Origin of the sequence: Amycolatopsis sp. NPDC004625 (genome assembly GCF_040609695.1) — a bacterium.
Lineage (GTDB): Bacteria > Actinomycetota > Actinomycetes > Mycobacteriales > Pseudonocardiaceae > Amycolatopsis.
Genome location: NZ_JBEXKX010000026.1, coordinates 18898 through 38095 on the forward strand (window position 1 = coordinate 18898; position 19198 = coordinate 38095).

Genomic DNA, 19198 nt, shown 5'->3' on the forward strand with positions numbered 1-19198 from the left:
CAACCGCCGGCAGGGACTGCCGATGGCCGGCCACGGGAACCGATCAGCGAGCGGGCCGGATCGCGGAAGTGGCGACCAAGGCCGCGCAGCGGCCCAGGGAAATGTGGCGGCGGCGGGCCATCTCCCGCAGCTCGGCCGCCGCCCGCTCGGCACCGATTCCGCGCGCGGCGAGCACGGCGACCGCGCGGTCGACGTCGTTGGCGGGCACAGCCGTCCTCTTGCGAATCCGCACAGCAGACCTTCCTGGTACACCTTCGGCAGTCGACGGGGACTACCCCGTCCGCGCCCGCGGCAATCATCGGGCTCCGGGACTGCCGGGGGACGCGGCGGCGCCTACTGTGGTTTCCTCGGCGGCTGGGCCATGACCTCGAGGGAGCACCACGTGGACGAGAATCTGCTGCGGGAGCGGGACGCCGTGCGAAGAGTGGACGACGTCACCACCGCGCTGGACCGGCTGGCCGACGACTTCGCAGAGGACGAGGAGCTGCCGGTGGTGCTGCAGCGGGTGTGCCGGCAGGTCATCCACGCGGTCCCGGACGCGGAAATCGCGAGCATCACGCTGCTGCGCGAGGGTGTCCCGTACACGGCGGCCGCAACCGACGACAGCGCGCACCGCGTCGATTCGGCGCAGTACGAAGCGGGGCAAGGGCCGTGCCTGGAGGCCGCCCGGACCGGCGAACTCCAGCGGGTCGCCGTGGCCGAAGTGGCGCACCGGTGGCCCGCGTTCGCCTCGGCCGCGGCCGGGACCTCGGTCGTCGCCGCCCTGTCCGCCCCGCTGGTCGTCGACCACCAGTACCACGGCTCCCTCAACCTCTACGACACCGGCGGCAACAGCTTCGGCGCGTTCGACGCGGCGCTGCTGGACCTGTACACCGCCGCCGCCGAATCCGCGCTGCGCAGCACCCGCCGGCACCAGGCCGCCCGCGAAACCATGGGGCAGCTGCGCACCGCGCTGACGTCCCGCGCGGTGATCGACCAGGCGAAGGGCATTCTCATGGCGCTGCACTGCATCCCGTCGGAGGAAGCGTTCGACCTGCTCACCAGGGCGTCGCAGGAGCAGAACCTGAAACTGCGGGAAGTCGCGCAGACCTTCGTGACCGAGGCGACGAAACAGCGGTGAAAACCGCCCGTGGTTGACGGAACCGGGTTCGGGGTACCAGCGCAGTCCGCGCTCGCCGAGCGGTACGAGCGGTACCCGACCTTCGAGGACCAGCATGTCTGAGCGGACCACGCCCGAACCCCTGCCGGCCGAACTGCGCGCGCTGGCCGCCGAGGCCGAGGCGCTCGCGACCCGGACCGCGGAGGTCGCCACCCGGCTGCGGGCCGCCCCCGACGGCACCCTGCAGCGCCTCGCGCGTCCCATCGCGAAGGCGACCCACGACCTGAGCGACTACACCGACGAGGTCGTCCGCACGGCCGAAGACCTGGCCCGGGTCCGGGTGGCCCGCGACCCCTCGCTGTGCGACGTCCCGTGGGGCGTCTGCCCGGCCCACGGCGTCACCCTGCGGGCGAGCGGAGACCGCGCTTTCTGCACCGCCCCCGGCTGCGTCGGCGAGTGGGACTACGACCGGCTCCACACCCCGTGTGCGGAGCCGGCGACCGCGGTCGTCACCGACGAAGACGGCGTCACGGCGAGGATGTGCGGCGCCCACCTGCGCGACGTGACCGAACGGATGGCCGGCTGCACCGTCGCCGGTCTGGACCATCGGAGCTCGAAGGGCTGACCGGGCGGGACAGTCCCGGCTCAGGCGACGCGAGCGCCGGTCGTCGTGGTGAAGCGCAGTTCGACGCGGGTGGGCAGCGAGTCGAGGTCGAGGGCCTGGCACAGCCGCGGCACGCCGTCGTTCCGGATGCGGTCGCGGATCCCGGCGGGGTCGCCGTCCTGCTCGAGCGACACCACCGCGAACAGCTCCGGGTGGTCGCGGGTGCCGGTCAGGGACGCGGTCGCGGTGCGCACGCCCGGGTAGCCGCGCAGTTCCTCGGCGAACGGCGCGACGGCCGCGGTGGTGGCCAGCTCGGTGCTCCCGGCGCCGGAGCCGGCTTCGTAGCGCCAGGTGCGGCTGCCGGGCTTGCGGACCAGCTGCGCGGCCAGCCAGCGCAACCCGGCCAGCGCGACGACGATCCCGGCGGCTGCGGTCACGTACAGCGCCCAGGTGGGCGGCAGCGCGTCGCCCGGGACGACCGGCCGGTCGCCGCCGAGGGCGGGCAGCCACCGGAAGCGGATCGCCGCCGGGATCGCCCCGGCCGCGATCAGCAGGAGACCGGCGAGGGCCAGCAGGGTCCGGTTGAGACCGGCGGGACGGTTCACGACGTGCTCCTCGAGGTGCGCAGGCGGACCTTGACGTCGGGGCGGCGGACCGGGTCGATCCGGTCCAGCCGGGCCGCGACGGCGGCGCGGACCGAGTCGGCGATCCCGTCGGGCCGGGTGCGGCGGGTCCGCACCCGGACGCGGACGCTGCGCCGCCGCAGTTTCAGGTGCACTTTCTCCACCCCGTCGACCCGCGCCGCGGCCGTGCGCAGGGCCGCGCCGAAGCTGCGCCGGGAAACCCCCGAGTCCGGCTCGCCGTGCAGCGGGAGCACCGTGGGCCTGCCCGGCAGCAGCGCCGCGAGCACCAGGACCAGGCCGAGGGCGGCGAGCGCGGCGCCGGTGCCGACGACGAGCAGGTCACCCCAGCGCAGGTCGTGCAGCCGCCGGGCGGCCGCGCCGTAGTCGAGCCACGGGCGCTCGCCGAGGAGCAGCTGGCCGGCCACGACCGCGGTGAGGGCACCGGCCGCGGTCAGCACCAGCGCGACCGCGGCTGCCGGGACGCTGCGGCGTGGACGTCGTTTCACGAGACCCTCCCCGAGGACCGGACCGGCGGGTGCAGGGCGGTGACGGTGATGTCCACCCGCTCGACGTCGAGCCCGGTCAGCTCGCTCACCCGGTCGCGCAGGTGGGTGCGGGCGTGCTCGGTGGTGCGGGCGACCGAGGCCGGGTAGGCGACCGACAGGCGCGCGGCCAGCCGCACCCGCCCGCCGTCGACCTCGGCGGCGACCTTCACCGGCCGGTCGGCGTTCTCGCCGCCGAGCGCGACCCCCAGGACGCGCCCGGCGGCGCCCCCGACGTCGCCGACCTCGCGGGTGGCGTGCGCGGCGATCCGTTCGACGGCGTGGCCGGAGATGACCAGCTGACCCCGCTCTTCGGCGGGCACGGTGGTGGTCATGGCTCAGCCCCGGTCCCGGCCGAACAGCCGGGCGAGGTCGATGTCGCCGTCGAGGTGGCGGCCGATCAGGAAGCCGATCGCGCCGAGCACCAGGACGGCCAGGAACGCGCCGAACCCGCCGAAGGCGAGGGCGAGGCCGAGCACGAGACCGGTCAGCAACCCGGTCCGGGTGGCATTCATGGGAACCTCCGTCGGGAAGGGGTGGGTGGACACGCGCACGGGCCGGTCGCGGCCCGGCGTCACCGCACCCGGCCGGTGTCGGCGCCCTGGTCGCCGGTGTCGTCGCCGGGCAGGAACAGGTCACCGACGGCGATGTTGACCTCGACGACCTCCAGCCCGGTCGTCCGCTCGACCGCGGTGATCACGTTGTGGCGCACCGCGCGCGCGACGTCGGCGATGGACACGCCGTACTCGACGACGACCTCCAGGTCGACCGCGGCCTGCTTTTCGCCGACCTCGACCGAAACGCCCTGCCCCACCGAGGCCGTCACACCGGGGATGCGCTCCCGGATCGCGGAGAACGCGCGGGCGGCACCCCCGCCGAGGGCGTGGATCCCGGGCACCTCACGGGTGGCCAGGCCGGCGATCTTCTGCACCACGGTGTCCGCGATCGTCGTCGTGCCCTGGCTCGTCACGAGCGCACCGGACGCGTCCTTCGGCGTCGTCGGGGCGAGGGTCTTCGTGGTCGTCTCGGCCATGGTGTTCCTCCTTCGTCGGGTGAACTGCTGTGCCTCGAAGACCCGGGCGGCCGGGAGATCGTCACGCTCACGTTCGAGTGAACAGCGTCACGCGGCCGGGGAAGTGACGAACGGCCCCATGCGGTGTCTTGCTGGTCAGGACCGTCCACAGGGGATGGTGACCGGCACGGGAGGAGCAACGAGCATGTCGTTGGGCGACAAGATCGGGAACAAGGCCGAAGACCTCGGCGGCAAGGCCAAGGAGGCCGCGGGCAAGGCCACCGGCGACGACGAACTGCGCGCCGAAGGCCAGGCCGACCAGGCCAAGGCCGGGCTGAAGGACGCCGTCGAGAACGTCAAGGACGCGGTCGGCGACGCCGTCGACAAGGTCAGGGGCGTCCTGAAGAAGGACTGAGCCCACCGGGGGTGGCCGGCGCGGTCGGAGGGAGCGCGCCGGTCACCGCCAGGGCCGACGTCAGTGCGGCGAAGGGTTTCCGGCGGCTGAACGCCGTCGTCAGCCCACGAGCAGCAGCCGTGCGGCCTCGCGGAACGGGGCCACCAGCGGGTTCGGGTCCCGCAGCGGCGAAGCCACCACCACCCGGCAGGGCCCGAAGCCCTCGATCGGAATCGTCGTCACGTCCTCGCGCAGCCCGGGCCGGTGGTCGCCGGCGGGCAGGATCGCCACCGCGCTCCCCGAGGCGATCAGGTCCAGCTTGTCCTCGAAACTGTCGTCCGGTGCCGGCGGTGGTGAGCCGTCCTTCGGGACGCTCCAGAGCGTCGGTGTCACCGCGCACGCCACCAGTTCTTCGTCCGCCAGGTCGTCCGCCGAGACGACTTCCTTGCCCGCCAACCGGTGCGTGGCGGGGACCAGCAGCACGCGCGGTTCCTCGTACAACGGTGTCACCGTCGCCGGGAACGGCACGGGCTCTCGGGCGACCAGGGCGTCGACGCGGCCGTCGGCCAGCGCGCGGGTATCGTGCCAGCGCAGCAGCCGCGTCCGGATGCGTGCGTCGGGGTGGTGGCGGCGCAGGGCCCGCACCGCGGGCGTGATGACCAGCCCCTCGGCGTAGCCGATGGTGAGCTCGCGGGGCGGGTCGGCGGCCCGGGCGACCGACACGGCGTCTTCGGCGGCTTCGAGGATGGCGCGGGCCCGCGGCAGGAACGCCGCGCCGGCGGAGGTGAGGCTGGTCCCCTGCGGCGTACGCGCGAACAGCCGCACGCCGAGGCGGTGCTCCAGCCGCTGGATCTGGCGGCTCAGCGACGGCTGGGCGACGTGCAGCGCCGCGGCGGCGCGGCCGATGGTGCCGTGCTCCGCGACGACCGTGAAGTACCGGACCAGCCGCAGGTCGAGATCCACGGTTCGAGCCTACGCCGCCATGCACCGGCGGTATGGCGGCATGCGGAACGGGCCTTGGACGCCGGCGGCGGACCGGCGGTTGACTCGAAGTCATGACCGCTTACGAAGGCAAGAACGTCGTGATCACCGGCGGCAGCAGCGGGCTCGGGCTCGCGGCCGCCGAACTGCTGGTGGCCCGCGGGGCCCGGGTGCTGATCACCGGCCGGGACACCGGGAAGCTCGAGGCCGCGCGCCGGCGGCTGGGCGAGCGGGTGACGACCGTGCGCAGCGACGCCGCGGCCATGACCGATGTCGAGGAGCTGGCCCGGGTGGTCCGCGCGGAGTTCGGCGAGGTGGACGCGCTGTTCGTCAACGCCGGGATGACCGCGTTCGCGCCGTTCGAGTCCGTTCCGGAGGAGCAGTACGACCGGCTGTTCGCCGTGAACACCAAGGGCCCGTACTTCACCGTGCAGAAACTGGCGCCCCTGCTGCGCGACGGCGCCGGTGTCGTGCTCACGACGTCGGTGGCCGACGTCAAGGGCCTCGACCTGATCAGCGTCTACGCCGCGACCAAGGCGGCCCTGCGGTCGATGACCCGGTCGCTGGCGCGGGAACTGCTGCCCCGCCGGATCCGCGTCAACGCCGTCAGCCCCGGGCCGATCGCCACCGGCATCCTCGACGCGACCCTGCCGCCGGACGTCGCCGCACGGACCCGGGCCGAGATGGAAGCCCAGAACCCGATGCGGCGCTTCGGCGAGCCCGCCGAGGTCGCGGCCACGGTGGCCTACCTGGCGTTCGAGGCCACGTTCACCACCGGTGCCGAAATCCCGGTGGACGGCGGTGCCGCCCAGCTGTGAGCCGCGCTCCCGTCCCCCACCATGGGTGGGTGTGGCAGAGCTACCCAGCGCCGCGCACCCGCACCTAACGTCGGCGCGGACGACGAGCTCCCCGGAGGTGGCGAAGTGACGGATCGGCAGGTCGGCCCGCGGTTGGGCGAGTTCCTGCGGGCTCGCCGCGCGCTGACGCGGCCCGAGCGGCACGGCATCCCGGCCGGGGACCGGCGCACCCCCGGGCTGCGCCGCGACGAGGTCGCGCTGCTGGCCGGGGTGAGCACCGACTACTACGTCCGCCTGGAGCAGGGGCGCGACACCCATCCTTCGCCGCGGGTGCTCGAGGCGCTGGCCGAGGCGCTCCTGCTGGACGAGGAAGCCGCGGCCTACCTGCGCGGGCTGGCGGCACCACCGCAGCCTCGGCGCCGGAAGGCCGAGCGCGCCGCGCCCGGCCTGGTGTCGTTGCTGCACGCGTGGCCGGGCACCCCGGCCCTGGTCTACGGCCGCTACTTCGACCTCCTGGCCGCCAACGCGCTCGGGACGGCGCTGTTCTCCTGGCTCGACGGCGAGCGGAACCTGCTCCGCGGCATCTTCCTCACCCCGCAGGCGCGGGTCTTCTACCAGGACTGGGAGCGGATCGCCGAAGGCTGCGTGGCCGCGCTGCGGGCGGCCAACCCCGACCCGGACGATCCCCGGCTGGCCGACCTCGTCGGCGAGCTGGCCGTCCGCAGCCCCGCCTTCGCCGGGTGGTGGGGGCGCCACGACGTGCGCGCGAAGACCGCCACCGTCAAGCACTTCCGGCACCCGGCCGTCGGCGAGCTGACCCTGGCGTTCGAAAACCTCACCGTCACCAGCGCGCCGGACCAGCACCTCGTCGTCTACCACGCCGAACCCGGCAGCGCCGCGGCCCGCGCCCTCGAGCTGCTGGCCGGCCACACCCGCACCCCGGCCGGCTGACCCGCCCCGGCCCCCACCCCACCCGAGCAGGAACCCGGAGTACCCCCATGTCCGTCTGGTTCATCACCGGCGCGTCCCGCGGCTTCGGCCGCCTCCTGACCGAGGCCGCCCTCGCCGCCGGCGACCAGGTCGTGGCGGCCACCCGGGCCGGCCCCGGCCCGGATGACCGCGAGGACGCCGCCCGGCTGGACGTCCGGCTCGACGTCACCGATCCGGCGCAGGCCGAAGCGGCGGTGGCCGCGGCGATCGCCCGGTTCGGCCGGATCGACGTCCTGGTCAACAACGCGGGCTACGGGCTGTTCGGCGCCGTCGAAGAAGCCTCCGACGCGGAGGTGCGCGCATTGTTCGACACGAACGTCTTCGGCGTCCTCAACGTCACCCGCGCCGCGCTGCCCGCCCTGCGGGCGCGGCGGTCGGGCCGCATCCTGACCATCAGTTCCAGCGCCGGCTTCGCCTCCGGCGCCGGACGCGGGCTCTACAGCGCCTCGAAGTTCGCCGTCGAAGGGCTCAGCGAGGCCCTCCGGCAGGAGCTGGCGCCCCACGGCATCCACGTCACGATCGTGGAACCGGGATCGTTCCGCACCGGGTTCCTCGGCACGACCAGCCGGCGCCGCACCGCGGTCACCGAGCCCGCCTACGCCGCCACCGTCGGCACCCTGCACACCGCGATCACCCGCGGCGACGGCCGGCAGCCGGGCGACCCGGCCCAGGCCGTGGCCGCGATCCGCACGGTCGCGGCGGCCGCGGAACCGCCCCTGCGCGTGCAGCTGGGCGAAGACTGCGTGCGGCTGGTCGAAGGCAAGCTCGCCCAGGTCGCCGGCGAACTCCACCGGTGGCGCGCCCTGGCGTCGTCCACCGGGTTCGCCGAGCCTCCGGGCGACGGCTGACCTCAGGGCGGCGGGGGCTCACGAAGCCGGGTCCTTGTTCACCACCCGCAGCACGAGCCACTGGTCGAACCACGCGCCCGCGGTCGTCACCACCAGCATGACCAGGCCGATGACCAGGTGCCGGTAGCTGTGCAGCGGCGCGGCCTCGTCGGTGAGCTTCGCGAGCCCCACCTGCAGCAGCAGCCGCAGCGCGAACAGGACCGCGACGAGCACGAGCGCCTGCTTGCTGCGCCAGATCGCGCGCAGGTACCTGCGCCGCCGGTTCAGCAGGGTGAACCACAGCGTCAGGTGCACCGCGACGAGCGCCACCGGCAGCAAGGCGACCCAGCTGTAGCGATCGCTGAACTGCTGGCTCAGGTCGGTGCTCGCGACGAGCAGCCCGATGAGCACGAAGTACCACCAGGGCAGGCCCTCGACCCGCTCGCCCGGGGCGCGTGGTCCGGTCACGAAGTCGTTTTCCCGCATCGGAATCCCTTGGTTCTCGACCATGGCGCCCAGTCTCACCGGATCCGGCGGCGCGGCGATCGGCCGGGAGCACGAGATCCGGCCGGAAACCTCATACCGGGGTACGAGATCACCGTGCGGAGGCGGCGCGAGGACGCCGAGTGCGGCACGATCGGCGCATGACCCCGGACGGCCCGCGTTGATCGCGCGGATCCCGTGGACCGGCCGCCGCGGCCCGCTGGTGGCCGAGGCGGTCGTCCTCGGCGCACTCGTGGTGCTCGACCTGGTCTTCGCGGCCCGGGCCGGCCCGGCGCAGGGTGGCCTGGCCGTCCTCGCGATCGAGTTCGCGCCGTGCGCCGGCCCGGTCGTGGCGCTGCTGGCGGTGCTGCGGCGGCGGTTCCCCGGTCACGTCGCGGCGCTCGCCACCGGTGTCGCCGGGCTTTCCCTGCTGGGCACCGCGATCACCGCCGGCGTCGCCGCCGCGGGCTCGCGGCTGCCGCCCCAGCCGGGCGCGGCCGAGACGCTCGCCATCGGGTTGCTCGTCGGCGCGTGCTGCCACCGGCTTTCGCCCCGGTCGGCCACCGTGCAGGCGCTGCTCGGCGGCGCGGCGGTCACCCTGGGCCCGATCCTGCGCTACGGCACCGGCGGCCCGGCCGCCCTGTATTCGGCCGGCGCGGCGGTGGTCTGGGGCGGGGCGCTGGCCGGCGGTCTCGTCCTGCGCGACGCCGACGTCCGCCACCGCGTGGCGGTCCTCGAGGTCCGCGCCACCGAACGGCTGCAGCTGGCGCGTGAGCTGCACGACCTGGTGGCCCACCAGGTCACCGGCATCGTCGTGCGGGTCCAGGCCGCGCACCGGGTCGCCGAGCGCACCGGCGGTGACGCCACGACGTTCGCCGAGCTCGAGGCCGCCGGGGCGACGGCGCTGGCGTCGATGCGCCGGCTCGTCGGCGCGCTGCGCACCGGCGACGAGGACTTCTTCGTCCCGCCCGCCGACCTCCCCGGTGTCGTGGACAGCGCGGTCCCCGACGACGACCGCGTCCACCTCGAACTCGGCGCCGACCTCGCCGCGGTCACCGTGGCGCCGGAGGTGGTGACCACCGCGCACCGGCTGCTCACCGAGTCGCTGACCAATGTCCGCCGGCACGCCCCCGACGCCCGCGAGGTCCGGGTGCTCGTCCGCCACGAGCCCCCGGGCGAGCTGCGGATCGAGGTGGTCAACGACGGCGCCGACCGGCCGGCCCGCCGCGGCGGCTACGGCCTGCTCGGGATGGCGGAGCGGGTCGCGGCGGTGGGCGGTACGGTGCAGGCGGGACCGGCGGACGGGCGGCGCTGGCGCGTGGTCGCGCAGCTGCCCCTCGAACCGGGGTGAGCGGGGAAGGGACGGGCCGGGTGCCGACGCGAGTGCTGATCGCCGACGACCAGGCGATGGTCCGCGCGGGGTTCCGGCTGATCCTCGAAGGCGAACCCGACCTCGAGGTCGTCGGCGAGGCCGCCGACGGCGACCAGGCCGTGCGCCTGGCCCGGGAGCTGCGCCCGGACGTCACGCTGATGGACATCCGGATGCCCGTCGTGGACGGCCTGCGGGCGACCGAGCTGCTGGCCGGCCCGGACGTCTCCGACCCGCTGCACGTGGTGATGGTGACGACGTTCGGGCTCGACGAGAACGTGCACGCGGCCCTGCGCGCCGGTGCCTGCGGGTTCCTGCTCAAGGACGCCGGGCCGAACCTGCTGATCGAAGCGGTGCACGCCGCCGCCCACGGCGAAGCGCTCGTCTCCCCCGCCATCACGACGAAGCTGCTCGCGCACTTCGCCCGCCGCGCGCCCCGGCGCACCGGAGAATCCGGAAACCCGCTCACCCCGCGCGAACTCGACGTCGTGAAGGCGGTCGCCCGCGGCGAGACCAACGACGAGATCTGCCGCTCACTCGTGGTGTCGCTGCCCACCGTCAAGACGCACATCGGCGCGGCCAAGCGCAAGCTCGGCGCCCGCAACCGCACCGAGATCGCCATCTGGGCCTGGGAAACCGGGGTGGTGCGCTGACCGCGGGACGCGCACGACCACCGTGCGCGCGACGAGGTCGCCGAACCGCTGCCGCCGCGGGGTGCACAGCATCACGACGAGCCCGGCCAGCCCCCACGCGAAGCCGTCGACGAGCATCAGCAGCTGCCGGAGCGCGAACGCGCCCAGCGACGGGTGAGCACCCTCGGCCGTCTCGACCCGCAGCCGCAGCCAGCGCATCGCCGGTGTCTGGCCGCCGTGCCGGTAGGGCCACCACACCATGACGAAGACCAGGCCGAGGAAGTCCAGCCCCAGCATGGTGTAGAGCACGACCCGGAGGAACGCGAGCAGGCCGGGGCCGTGCGGGTGGAACAGCCAGGCCACCGCGATCGCGAGCAGCAGCACCGGGACGAAGACGAGCAGCTCGTCCAGCAGGAACTGCACCAGGCGGCGCCACACGGTACCGGGTCCCGGACGGGTCATGGGGCCATGATGTCGGCCCGCGCGCCCGGGCGCGCGCTGAGCCGGGCCGCCTGTGGATCGGCTTAAGAAACGCGGGCTGGCCTCGCGGCCGGCCCGGTGCGGGCGGCACCATCGGTTCCCATGGTGGTGCTCTCCGAACGGGCCGCCGTCCGGCGGCTGCACGACCGGCTCGGCTTCGGGCCGCGGGCCGGTGATCTCGACCGCGGGTTCGCCGAGACCCGCGATCGGCTGCTGGGCGGCGGACCGGACCCCGGCGCGGCCGCGACGCCGATGCCCGAGCTCGCGCCACCGCCGGACCGCCCGGGCAAGAACGCCGACCAGGCCGCGAAGCAGCAGGCCCGCACAACGGTCCAGGCGCAGGCGACGCAGGCCGTCGGCTGGTGGCTCGACCGGATGGTGGCCGCCGACCTCGCGTCCGTGGAACGGCTGACCTGGTTCTGGCACGGGCACTTCGCCACCGGCGAGCAGAAGGTGCGCAGCCCGCGGCTGATGCTCGCGCAGAACGGGACGCAGCGCGAACACGCGCTCGGCAGCTTCACCGACCTGGCCCGGGCGATGGTCGTCGACCCGGCGATGCTGCTGTGGCTCGACGGCAACAGCAACAAAGCCGGCAAACCGAACGAGAACCTCTCGCGCGAGTTCATGGAGCTGTTCACCCTCGGCATCGGGCACTACACCGAAGACGACGTGCGCGAAGCCGCCCGCGCGCTCACCGGCTGGACCGCCAGGCGCGACGCCACCGGCGCGCAGCTGGTCGCCAAGCGGCACGACAACGGCGTGAAGCACATCCTGGGCGCGGGCGGCGACTTCGACGCGGAGTCCTTTGTGGACCTCGTGCTGGGGCGGCCGGAGTCGGCCCCGTTCGTCGTCGGGCGGATCTGGTCCCGGCTGGTGTCCACCACCCCGCCGCCCCCGGACACGCTCAGCCGGCTCGTGGCCGCCTACGGCAGCCGGCGCGACATCACCGCTCTGCTGCGCGCGATCACCGGCGAAGCCGCCTTCCACGACAGCGCCACTTCCCTGGTCAAGCAGCCGGTCGAGTGGCTGGCCGGGCTGCTGCGCGCGCTCGGCGTCCGGCCGGGCGGCCTCGACGAGAAGACCCGCACCCAGCTGCTGGCGGCGTTGCGCGGGATGGGCCAGGTGCCGTTCCAGCCGCCGAGCGTCGGGGGCTGGGCGGCGGGCGGGGCGTGGCTGACGACGTCGGCGGGCGTCGCGCGGCTGCACGCCGCCCAGCTGGTCACCGCGCACGCGGATCTCGGCGCGGTGGCGAAGGCGCGGGACAAGGTCGCCGCGATCGGCGACCTGCTCGGCGTCGACGCCTGGTCGGACCGGACGCGCACCGCGCTGTCCGGCGTCGCCGGCAACGTCCGCCAACTGTCCACAGTGGCCGCTTGTGCCCCCGAATACGCCGTGAGCGGGTGACGATCGTGCAGCAGGTGAACCGTCGCAGGTTCCTCACCGCGACCGGCGTGACGGCCGCCGCGGCCTTGGCCGCCGGCGCCACGCAGGTCGACTGGGGCCGGCTGATGTCGGCCGCCCAGGACGACCCGCTCGACCCCGGCGCCGGTGTGCTGGTGGTCGTCACCCTCTACGGCGGCAACGACGGGCTCAACACCGTCGTCCCCGCGGGCGATCCCGCCTACCAGCGGGCGCGGCCGGACCTCGCGTACCGGCCCGAAGAGGTCCTCGACCTCGGCGAAGGACTGGGCCTGAACCCCGGCTTGAAGGGCTTCAAATCCCTCTGGGACGGCGGAAAGCTCGCCGTGCTGCGCGGGGTCGGCTACCCGAAACCCGACCACAGCCACTTCCGGTCGATGGCGATCTGGCAGACGGCCTCCCCGGAGACGGCGGTGCCGACCGGCTGGCTCGGGCGCTGGCTCGACGCCACCGGCGACGACCCGCTGCGCGCGGTTTCGGTCGACCCGGTCCTGCCCCCGCTGCTCGCCGGTGAGCGCACCGCCGCCGCGTCGCTGCCGGTCGGCGGGCTGAAGCTGCCGGAGGGCGCGCTGGGCAGGGCGTTCGCCGACCTCGGCGCGGCACAACCCGGCGAAGGGTTCTGGCAGGCCCGGGCCGCCCGGTCGGTGACCGACCTGCACCGGGCCGTGCAGACGCTCGGGAAGCCGGCGAAGGACGGGCAGAAGGCCAAGGGCGAGCTGGCGGCCCAGCTCGACGTCGTCGCCGGGCTGGTCGAAGCGGGCGTGCCGACCCGGGCGTATTCGGTGTCGCTGGGCGGTTTCGACACCCACGCCGACGAGCGCGGCACCCAGCAGCGGCTGCTGACCGAACTGGACGGTGCCCTGACCCCGTTCGTGCAGCGCCTCGAAAAGACCGACCGCGGCAAGCAGGTGACGGTGCTGGTGTACTCGGAGTTCGGCCGGCGTGTGACGGCGAACGCCAGCCAGGGCACCGACCACGGGACGGCGGGGCCGGTGTTCGTCCTCGGCTCGAAGGTCAAGGGCGGCTTCCACGGCGCCGAGCCCAGCCTGACCGACCTCGACGACGGCGATCTGAAGCTCAGCACCGACTTCCGCGACGTCTATGCCTCGCTCGTCGAGGACGTCCTGGGCACGGACGCGGGCCAGGTGCTGCCCGGGCACCGCGGCCGGCTGGACGGGTTGTTCGCCTGAGCGTCACGGCACGGGCGGCAGGCCGGCCAGGCGGAACCGCGCTCCCCCGCCCGGCGCGGCCTCGCACCACAGGTCACCGCCGTGGGCCCGGGCGAAGCCCCGGGCGATCGGCAGGCCCAGGCCCGAGCCGGCCTGGCTGCGAGCCGCGTCGAGGCGGACGAGACGGTCGAAGATCCGCTCGCGTTCGGCGCCCGGGACGCCCGGTCCGGTGTCGGTCACCGTCACGCCGTCGGGGGTGACTTCGAGGGTGAGCGTGCCCCGGCCGGCCATGGCGCGGACGGCGTTGCCGGTCAGGTTGGCGAGGATCTGGGTCAGCCGCGCGCGGTCACCGGCCACGGTCGCGTCCGGCCCGGTCACCTCGACGACAACGTCCGGTGCGGTCAGCCGGAGCTGCTCGGCCTGGGCCTCGGCCAGCTCCCGCAGCGGCACCGGGGCCCGCTCGAGCTCGGCGCCCGCGTCGAGGCGGGCCAGGTCCAGCAGATCGGCGACGAGCCGGCCGGCCCGCTGCGATTCGCGGACCACCAGCAGCTGCAACCGTTCCCGCTGCTCGTGCGGGGTGTCCGGGGACTGCTGCAGCAACGCCTCGGCCGCGGCCTGCACGCCCGCCAAGGGGGTCCGCAGCTCGTGGGCGGCGTCGGCGACGAACCGCCGCGTCCGTTCTTCGGACGCCCGCGCCGCGCCTTCCGCACCTTCGAGCGCGTCGAGGGCGGAGTCGAACGCGGCCGCCGCGCGCCCGAGTTCGGTGCCGGTCCGCTCGGGAGCGAGCCGGCCGCCGCGCTCGCCGGACACGATCGACCGCGCCAGCCGCGTCATCGCGTCCAGGGGCGCCAGCGCGAACCGGACGGCCAGCAGCAGCGCGGCCGCGGCCACGGCCAGCGCGGCGACGCCGGTGGCCAGCAGCACCGACCGCAGGCTGCGCTCGGCCGCCGCGATCAGGGACTCGTCGGCGGTGAGCGTGAGCTTGGCGCCGTTGATCCGCGGCGGCCCGGACAGCGTCGCGCGCACCAGCCGGATCCGCGCGTCGGCCGGTCCCGGCGGGGCGCCGAAGAACGAGCCGTCGGGCAGGGTCAGCGAGCCGGCCACACCGCGGGTTTCGATGCGCCGTAACAGGGTCAGCGGGGCCACGTTCTGCTTGGCCAGCTGCTGCGCGAGCTGGACCCGGGTGGTGAGCACGGCGTTGACGTCCCGCTCGGCCTGCGCGCGGAACACCGCGTCCACCACCAGGCCGACGGCGACCAGCACCACCGCCAGCACCACCAGCACGGTGACGGTGACCCGGCGGCGCAGCGACGCCGTCCGCAGGCTCACGGCTCGCCGCGCAGGACGTACCCCTGGCCGCGCACGGTGTGCAGCACGCGCGGGCCGTGCGCTTCGAGCTTCCGGCGCAGGGTGCTGACGTTGACCTCGACGAGGTTCGGCGCGGAGTCGCCGTAGCCCCACACCGCGGTGAGGACCTGGGTCTTGGACACCACCCGGTCGCGGTGCTGCGCGAAGTACACCAGCACCTTCCACTCGGTCGAGGTCAGCTCCACGTCGGTGCCGCCGTAGCGGGCGCGGCCGCCCTCGACGTCGATGACGAGCTCCCCCACCTCGACGGTCGGCCGGGTGCGCCCGGTCCGCCGCAGCACGGCGGTCACCCGCGCGACGAGTTCGGCGAGCACGAACGGCTTCACCACGTAGTCGTCGGCCCCTTCGCCGAGCCCGCGCAGCCGGTCTTCGACGCCGTCCCGCGCGGTCAGCAGCACCACCCCGGCCGCCGAGGTCCGCCGGATCACCCGCAGCAGCTCGAACCCGTCCCGGCCGGGCAGCATGACGTCCAGCACCACCAGGTCCGGCCGCGTCCGGGCCAGCTCCCCTTCCAGCTCGTCGCCGTCGGGCCGCGAACGCACGGAAAACCCGGCGTCGGCCAGAGCGGACTCGACCGGCACCCGGATCGCTTCGGCGTCCTCGATCACCAGCACCCGCGGCGGAGTCGGCTCATCCACTCCGCCAGCCTAAAGGCAGCGGGGAGATCGAGCCGGAGCCATCGCCCGAAAGCCCCGGCAGCCACGCCGTCCGGCTCGAGCGGCTCGCCGGGACGGCACGATCGGCGATGTCACTGCTTCGCCGCGGGCGCGTCGGCGTAGCCGGCGAGCCGGCCGGCCAGGTCACGCACGAGGTCGCCGAGGGCGTCGGGTTCCTCGATGACGAACGGCCGGTCGAGCGCGGCGAGCAGGGCCGGTATCCAGTCGAGCCGTTCCGCCCGGATCCGGGCCCGCACCCAGCCGTCGCCGTCCTCGTCCAGCACGGCGACGGACGGCGGGAAGACGGCGCGGATCCGCTCGGGCGCCGCCTGGATCCGCACGGAGACCCGGTGCCGGTGCGGTGCTTCGGCGAGGGCGGCCAGCACCTGCCGGGCCGGGTCGAAGCCGGCCGGCACGTCGAAGGTTCCGGTCCGGACCCCGACCCCGGTGATCCGGTCGACGCGGAACGTGCGCACCTGCCCGCTGGCGGAGTCGAACCCGGTCAGGTACCACCGCCGGGAATGCGCCACGACGCCGTAGGGATGGACTTCGCGGGTGCTGGGGTTGCCGTGGGCGGCGACGTAGGCGAGCTCGACCGGCCGCCGGTCCCGCGCCGCCTCCGCGACGGTGAGCAGGACACGGGCCTCGGCGCTCAGGGCCGGCCGGGTGGGCGAGGTGAACTCGGCGACCTCCAGCAACGCCGCCAGCCGGCGGCCGAGGCTTTCCGGGAGCACCCGCCGGATCTTCGCGGCCGCGCTCTCGGCAGCCGCCGCAGTGCCGTCCCCTTCGGCGCGACGGCTGACGGCGAGCCCGAGGAGCACGGCGAGCGCCTCGTCGTCGGTCAGCATCAGCGGCGGCAGCCGGTACCCCGGGGCCAGGCGGTAACCGCCGTACCGGCCGCGCACCGAGCGCACCGGGATGTCCAGGTCGAGCAGGTGGCCGACGTAGCGGCGAACGGTGCGCTCGTCGACCTCCAGCCGCCCCGCCAGGTCGGCGACGGTCCAGGTCCCGCCCCGCTGCAGGACCTCCAGCAAGGCCAGGACGCGGGCGATCGGCCGGGGCACGGGAATCTCCTTTCGAAACCGGGCGGTTCCTGTCCGCTATTGCTCCTAGTGTGGCCCTGTCCCCGGAGGAACCGCCTCCGGCACCGGAAGGATCCCCCGTGCGTTTCGCCTCAGTCCGCGTCATCACCCACGACGTCGACCGCCTGACCGGGTTCTACGAGCAGGTGACCGGTGTCACCGCCCGGCGGCTCACCGACTCGTTCGCCGAACTGGTCACCCCCGGCTGCACGCTGGCGATCGGCAGTGCCGAGACGATGACCCTCTTCGGCCCCGGAGCCGCCGTTCCGGAAGCCAACCGGTCCGCGATCCTCGAGTTCCTCGTCGAGGACGTCGACGCCGAACACGAGCGGCTGACGGCCCTGCCCGGCCACCCCGAGATCGTGCAGCAGCCGACCACCATGCCGTGGGGCAACCGCTCGCTGCTCTTCCGCGACCCCGACGGCAACCTGGTCAACTACTTCACGCCGCTCTCCGCCGAGGCCCGCGCGAGGCTGGCCCGGTGATCAGCCGGCTCGCCGGCGGTGGTGGCGGACCAGGCCGGCGAGGACCAGGACGAACAGGATCAGCGCGACACCGCCCACCGCGAAGGACGTGACGGCGGTGGTGCGGGTGTCGCCGTTGCGCTCGGGATCGCCGGGGTCGTAGCCGATCGTGAAGCGGTCTCCGACGTGGGCGTCGTACGGAATGGCCCGCTCGGTGTGGTAGGTGGTGGTACCGACGGTGAACACCGCGTCACCCGTGCTGCAGGCGTTCCCCGGTGTCGCGGTGTAGCAGGCGACGACGGTCGCGGTGGCCGAAGCGGGCTCGGCGGGCGCCTGCTGCCACTTGTACACACCGATCGAAAGCAGGGCCACCGCGGTGCCGCCGCAAAGCACCGCGTTGACGATGAAGGCCGCCCAGTTGAAGCGTGCGGGCCGGCGCCGGGACTGAACCGGCCGGCCCTTGCGACGTGGGGGCACGGATTCAGGATGTCACGCCCGTTCCTCCGGGCGCGAAGCGGTGGCTCCGGTCCCGGAGCCACCGCCGCGGGGAGCGCCGGTTACCAGCCGACGGCGACCACCAGCCACTGCGGGTCGCCGTGCGAGACGAACGAGGACTGGCCGGCCACGTCGTCGTACGGGAAGCCGTACGCCAGCTGGTTGATCCCGTGGTCGTGCCAGAACTTCGCGTAGTAGTTCGCCGGTGCCGCCTGGTAGTAGCGCGACGGGTCCTGCCACTGCGACTGCGGCAGGTGGGCCGTGTGCCGGTTCAGCGCCGCGCACATGTCGGGGTTGCCCGCCAGCGACCCGGCGCACCCGGTGATGTTCGAGGTGGGCTCGTTGACCCCGACCGACTGGGCGTAGGCGGTGAAGTAGTTCGCGTACCTGCCGCCGGTGCGGAAGTCCGGTGCGCTGCCCGGAGCCGGGATCCGGTACGGCGCGTTCACCGTCGCCAGGCCCTTGAACTCGGCCGGCACCTCGGCCTGGAACTTGGCGAACGTGGCCGAGCGGTCCTCCTGGAACGTCGGGTAGTCGTCGCCGACCTGCACGTCGTAGCCGTCGTGCGCGTGCAGGCGCATGGCGAGCTTCAGCGCGAACGCGTCCACCCGGGTGGTGTTGCCGTTGAACACGTCCGGACCGACGGTGAACTCGATGAAGTCGGCGTACTGGCCGTTCGGCGTGCCCAGGTAGAAGTACATCCGCCCGGCCGAGTTGGCCGGCATGTCGAGGTAGGGCTGCTCGGCGATCGAGTGGGTCTGGCCGCCGAAGTTCCAGAACACCTGGCTGTCCGGGTACTTGCCGTTCGTCCGGTTGAGCACCTTGACCGTGAGCACGTTCCGCGCGGCCGGGATGGTGCTCGTGTCGCCCCAGAACGAATCGGGCGGGACGCCGGTGCCGGGTGGCGTGGTCCCGCCACCGGTGCCGTAGACCTGGAACTCCCACAGCGAGACGCCGTAGGGCGTGGCCCGCGCGGTCGCGTTCACCCGCACGTACCGCCCGGTGCCGGTCACGTTCAGCGTCTGCACCCCACCGGTGCCCGTGGTCGTCTGGTACACAGTGGACCAGTCGGATCCGTTGCCGGACAACTGGATCTGGTAGGCGGTGGCGTAGGCCGCCTCCCAGCGCAGCACGACCTGGCTGACGGTGGCCGTGCCGCCGAGGTCGATCCGGATCCACTGGGGATCGCTGAACTGCGACGACCAGCGCGTGCCGGTGTTGCCGTCCACCGCGGCGGCCGCCGGGGTGCCGGCGTTCTCCACCGACGACGCGGTGGCGGGTTTGCCCTGGGAAATCAGCGTGTCGGCGGCGGCCGCCGAGGGAACGGCGAAGCCGAGCGCGGCGATCGTGAGGACCGCCGCCAGGATCGCCGGGCGGGTACCGCGGCGACGGCGCCGCGGCGGAGCTGTCGTGGACATCGTTTCTCCCTGCTGGGACGTCAGCGGACTCGCCGCCCGGCCGGGGAACGGCGTGGTCCGGCTCGTCACCTGAACGCCGGGCGGATGCCCACGAGGGCCGGCGGGGACGATCGGTGAAAAGGTTCATACCACCGCACCCCGCCTGTCAACCCTTGACACGACACCCCGGCGAAGCGATCCTCGGAACCGGTTCCACCTCGCCGGCCCTTCGCCCGCTCCGGTGGTTTTCGAGGCACTTTCCGCGTAATTGAGTCGGCCCTGCGGCGAACATGTTCGTGACGAACGTGTTCGTCA

Annotated in this window: 25 protein-coding genes and 1 pseudogene; 11 read left to right on the plus strand and 15 right to left on the minus strand. The window is 74.1% G+C overall.

What is annotated here, in order from left to right:
• Positions 1 to 43 precede the first annotated feature (43 nt).
• Positions 44 to 208 carry a hypothetical protein gene (locus ABZW17_RS27315; protein ID WP_354820043.1) on the minus strand — a complete coding sequence of 55 codons (165 nt, stop codon included), beginning with the start codon at positions 206 to 208 and terminating at the stop codon, positions 44 to 46.
• Between the two features lie 174 nt (positions 209 to 382).
• On the opposite strand from ABZW17_RS27315, the gene ABZW17_RS27320 reads away from it, so the two are divergent.
• Together ABZW17_RS27320 and ABZW17_RS27325 are read left to right on the plus strand one after the other, a co-directional pair.
• A complete protein-coding gene (locus tag ABZW17_RS27320) occupies positions 383 to 1120 on the plus strand; it encodes a GAF and ANTAR domain-containing protein (RefSeq protein ID WP_354820046.1) in 738 nt (245 codons plus the stop codon).
• A 94-nt stretch (positions 1121 to 1214) separates the two neighbouring features.
• A complete protein-coding gene (locus ABZW17_RS27325) occupies positions 1215 to 1724 on the plus strand; it encodes a hypothetical protein (RefSeq protein ID WP_354820049.1) in 510 nt (169 codons plus the stop codon).
• Positions 1725 to 1744: 20 nt separating this feature from the next.
• On the opposite strand, the gene ABZW17_RS27330 is transcribed toward ABZW17_RS27325, so the two are convergent.
• Genes ABZW17_RS27330 through ABZW17_RS27350 form a run of 5 tightly spaced genes read right to left on the minus strand, consistent with a single transcriptional unit; the run spans position 1745 to position 3901 of the window.
• Positions 1745 to 2308, minus strand: a complete 564-nt coding sequence (locus ABZW17_RS27330) for an alkaline shock response membrane anchor protein AmaP (RefSeq protein WP_354820052.1) — start codon at positions 2306 to 2308, stop codon at positions 1745 to 1747.
• A complete protein-coding gene (locus ABZW17_RS27335; RefSeq protein ID WP_354820055.1) occupies positions 2305 to 2832 on the minus strand; it encodes a DUF6286 domain-containing protein in 528 nt (175 codons plus the stop codon). Before ABZW17_RS27335 ends, ABZW17_RS27330 begins: the two co-directional genes overlap by 4 nt.
• Positions 2829 to 3203 (minus strand): Asp23/Gls24 family envelope stress response protein, encoded by a 375-nt coding sequence (locus tag ABZW17_RS27340; protein ID WP_354820058.1) that lies wholly within the window; start codon positions 3201 to 3203, stop codon positions 2829 to 2831. Before ABZW17_RS27340 ends, ABZW17_RS27335 begins: the two co-directional genes overlap by 4 nt.
• A gap of 3 nt (positions 3204 to 3206) precedes the next feature.
• Entirely contained in the window at positions 3207 to 3383 is a 177-nt protein-coding gene (locus ABZW17_RS27345; RefSeq protein ID WP_354820061.1) for a hypothetical protein, read from the minus strand.
• Positions 3384 to 3442: 59 nt separating this feature from the next.
• Positions 3443 to 3901, minus strand: coding sequence for an Asp23/Gls24 family envelope stress response protein (locus tag ABZW17_RS27350; RefSeq protein ID WP_354820064.1), 459 nt, complete (start codon positions 3899 to 3901; stop codon positions 3443 to 3445).
• Positions 3902 to 4085: 184 nt separating this feature from the next.
• On the opposite strand from ABZW17_RS27350, the gene ABZW17_RS27355 reads away from it, so the two are divergent.
• A complete protein-coding gene (locus tag ABZW17_RS27355) occupies positions 4086 to 4295 on the plus strand; it encodes a CsbD family protein (RefSeq protein ID WP_354820067.1) in 210 nt (69 codons plus the stop codon).
• 99 nt (positions 4296 to 4394) lie between these two features.
• Here the strand turns inward: ABZW17_RS27355 and ABZW17_RS27360 are convergent, their stop codons facing one another.
• Positions 4395 to 5237, minus strand: coding sequence for a LysR family transcriptional regulator (locus tag ABZW17_RS27360; protein ID WP_354820070.1), 843 nt, complete (start codon positions 5235 to 5237; stop codon positions 4395 to 4397).
• Positions 5238 to 5329: 92 nt separating this feature from the next.
• Here ABZW17_RS27360 and ABZW17_RS27365 point away from each other — a divergent pair, with 92 nt between their 5' ends.
• The 3 genes from ABZW17_RS27365 to ABZW17_RS27375 all read left to right on the plus strand — a co-directional run bounded on the left by ABZW17_RS27365 (position 5330) and on the right by ABZW17_RS27375 (position 7890).
• Positions 5330 to 6073, plus strand: a complete 744-nt coding sequence (locus ABZW17_RS27365) for an SDR family oxidoreductase (RefSeq protein WP_354820073.1) — start codon at positions 5330 to 5332, stop codon at positions 6071 to 6073.
• 105 nt (positions 6074 to 6178) lie between these two features.
• The gene (locus ABZW17_RS27370) at positions 6179 to 7003 is read left to right on the plus strand and encodes a helix-turn-helix transcriptional regulator (protein ID WP_354820076.1); all 825 of its coding nucleotides are present in this window, start codon (positions 6179 to 6181) and stop codon (positions 7001 to 7003) included.
• Positions 7004 to 7050: 47 nt separating this feature from the next.
• Entirely contained in the window at positions 7051 to 7890 is an 840-nt protein-coding gene (locus ABZW17_RS27375; RefSeq protein ID WP_354820079.1) for an SDR family NAD(P)-dependent oxidoreductase, read from the plus strand.
• A gap of 18 nt (positions 7891 to 7908) precedes the next feature.
• On the opposite strand, the gene ABZW17_RS27380 is transcribed toward ABZW17_RS27375, so the two are convergent.
• Positions 7909 to 8379 carry a hypothetical protein gene (locus tag ABZW17_RS27380; RefSeq protein ID WP_354820082.1) on the minus strand — a complete coding sequence of 157 codons (471 nt, stop codon included), beginning with the start codon at positions 8377 to 8379 and terminating at the stop codon, positions 7909 to 7911.
• Between the two features lie 154 nt (positions 8380 to 8533).
• Between ABZW17_RS27380 and ABZW17_RS27385 the strand changes: the two genes are divergently transcribed.
• Both ABZW17_RS27385 and ABZW17_RS27390 read left to right on the plus strand, forming a co-directional pair.
• Positions 8534 to 9703 carry a histidine kinase gene (locus ABZW17_RS27385; protein ID WP_354820084.1) on the plus strand — a complete coding sequence of 390 codons (1170 nt, stop codon included), beginning with the start codon at positions 8534 to 8536 and terminating at the stop codon, positions 9701 to 9703.
• A gap of 20 nt (positions 9704 to 9723) precedes the next feature.
• Positions 9724 to 10374, plus strand: coding sequence for a response regulator transcription factor (locus tag ABZW17_RS27390; protein WP_354820087.1), 651 nt, complete (start codon positions 9724 to 9726; stop codon positions 10372 to 10374).
• Here the strand turns inward: ABZW17_RS27390 and ABZW17_RS27395 are convergent.
• Positions 10255 to 10815 (minus strand): RDD family protein, encoded by a 561-nt coding sequence (locus tag ABZW17_RS27395; RefSeq protein ID WP_354820090.1) that lies wholly within the window; start codon positions 10813 to 10815, stop codon positions 10255 to 10257. The two genes, ABZW17_RS27390 and ABZW17_RS27395, sit on opposite strands and share 120 nt — an antisense overlap.
• A 120-nt stretch (positions 10816 to 10935) precedes the next feature.
• On the opposite strand from ABZW17_RS27395, the gene ABZW17_RS27400 reads away from it, so the two are divergent.
• A complete protein-coding gene (locus ABZW17_RS27400) occupies positions 10936 to 12237 on the plus strand; it encodes a DUF1800 domain-containing protein (RefSeq protein ID WP_354820093.1) in 1302 nt (433 codons plus the stop codon).
• On the plus strand, positions 12234 to 13442 hold the full coding sequence (locus ABZW17_RS27405; RefSeq protein WP_354820096.1) for a DUF1501 domain-containing protein: 1209 nt from the start codon (positions 12234 to 12236) through the stop codon (positions 13440 to 13442). The genes ABZW17_RS27400 and ABZW17_RS27405 overlap by 4 nt, the downstream gene beginning before the upstream one ends.
• 3 nt (positions 13443 to 13445) lie before the next feature.
• Here the strand turns inward: ABZW17_RS27405 and ABZW17_RS27410 are convergent, their stop codons facing one another.
• From ABZW17_RS27410 to ABZW17_RS27420, 3 genes are all read right to left on the minus strand, one after another.
• The gene (locus ABZW17_RS27410) at positions 13446 to 14750 is read right to left on the minus strand and encodes a HAMP domain-containing sensor histidine kinase (RefSeq protein ID WP_354820099.1); all 1305 of its coding nucleotides are present in this window, start codon (positions 14748 to 14750) and stop codon (positions 13446 to 13448) included.
• The gene (locus tag ABZW17_RS27415; protein WP_354820102.1) at positions 14747 to 15427 is read right to left on the minus strand and encodes a response regulator transcription factor; all 681 of its coding nucleotides are present in this window, start codon (positions 15425 to 15427) and stop codon (positions 14747 to 14749) included. The genes ABZW17_RS27410 and ABZW17_RS27415 overlap by 4 nt, the downstream gene beginning before the upstream one ends.
• 110 nt (positions 15428 to 15537) lie before the next feature.
• Positions 15538 to 16509 carry a YafY family protein gene (locus ABZW17_RS27420; RefSeq protein ID WP_354820105.1) on the minus strand — a complete coding sequence of 324 codons (972 nt, stop codon included), beginning with the start codon at positions 16507 to 16509 and terminating at the stop codon, positions 15538 to 15540.
• Positions 16510 to 16607: 98 nt separating this feature from the next.
• Between ABZW17_RS27420 and ABZW17_RS27425 the strand changes: the two genes are divergently transcribed.
• Positions 16608 to 17012 (plus strand): VOC family protein, encoded by a 405-nt coding sequence (locus ABZW17_RS27425; RefSeq protein ID WP_354820107.1) that lies wholly within the window; start codon positions 16608 to 16610, stop codon positions 17010 to 17012.
• Here the strand turns inward: ABZW17_RS27425 and ABZW17_RS27430 are convergent, their stop codons facing one another.
• From ABZW17_RS27430 to ABZW17_RS27440, 3 genes and pseudogenes are all read right to left on the minus strand, one after another.
• Entirely contained in the window at positions 17013 to 17468 is a 456-nt protein-coding gene (locus ABZW17_RS27430; protein ID WP_354820110.1) for a hypothetical protein, read from the minus strand.
• 80 nt (positions 17469 to 17548) lie between these two features.
• Positions 17549 to 18211 carry a glycoside hydrolase family 64 protein gene (locus tag ABZW17_RS27435; protein WP_354820375.1) on the minus strand — a complete coding sequence of 221 codons (663 nt, stop codon included), beginning with the start codon at positions 18209 to 18211 and terminating at the stop codon, positions 17549 to 17551.
• 189 nt (positions 18212 to 18400) lie between these two features.
• Positions 18401 to 18904 (minus strand): annotated as a pseudogene (locus tag ABZW17_RS27440) (discoidin domain-containing protein); the annotation flags it as partial.
• Positions 18905 to 19198 lie beyond the last annotated feature (294 nt).

Coding starts and splice junctions, on each gene's coding strand:
- ABZW17_RS27325 (WP_354820049.1), top strand. CDS start 1,215: ATGTCTGAGCGGACCACGCCCGAACCCCTGCCGGCCGAACTGCGCGCG.
- ABZW17_RS27340 (WP_354820058.1), bottom strand. CDS start 3,203: ATGACCACCACCGTGCCCGCCGAAGAGCGGGGTCAGCTGGTCATCTCC.
- ABZW17_RS27345 (WP_354820061.1), bottom strand. CDS start 3,383: ATGAATGCCACCCGGACCGGGTTGCTGACCGGTCTCGTGCTCGGCCTC.
- ABZW17_RS27350 (WP_354820064.1), bottom strand. CDS start 3,901: ATGGCCGAGACGACCACGAAGACCCTCGCCCCGACGACGCCGAAGGAC.
- ABZW17_RS27355 (WP_354820067.1), top strand. CDS start 4,086: ATGTCGTTGGGCGACAAGATCGGGAACAAGGCCGAAGACCTCGGCGGC.
- ABZW17_RS27365 (WP_354820073.1), top strand. CDS start 5,330: ATGACCGCTTACGAAGGCAAGAACGTCGTGATCACCGGCGGCAGCAGC.
- ABZW17_RS27375 (WP_354820079.1), top strand. CDS start 7,051: ATGTCCGTCTGGTTCATCACCGGCGCGTCCCGCGGCTTCGGCCGCCTC.
- ABZW17_RS27380 (WP_354820082.1), bottom strand. CDS start 8,379: ATGGTCGAGAACCAAGGGATTCCGATGCGGGAAAACGACTTCGTGACC.
- ABZW17_RS27395 (WP_354820090.1), bottom strand. CDS start 10,815: ATGACCCGTCCGGGACCCGGTACCGTGTGGCGCCGCCTGGTGCAGTTC.
- ABZW17_RS27400 (WP_354820093.1), top strand. CDS start 10,936: ATGGTGGTGCTCTCCGAACGGGCCGCCGTCCGGCGGCTGCACGACCGG.
- ABZW17_RS27435 (WP_354820375.1), bottom strand. CDS start 18,211: ATGCCGGCCAACTCGGCCGGGCGGATGTACTTCTACCTGGGCACGCCG.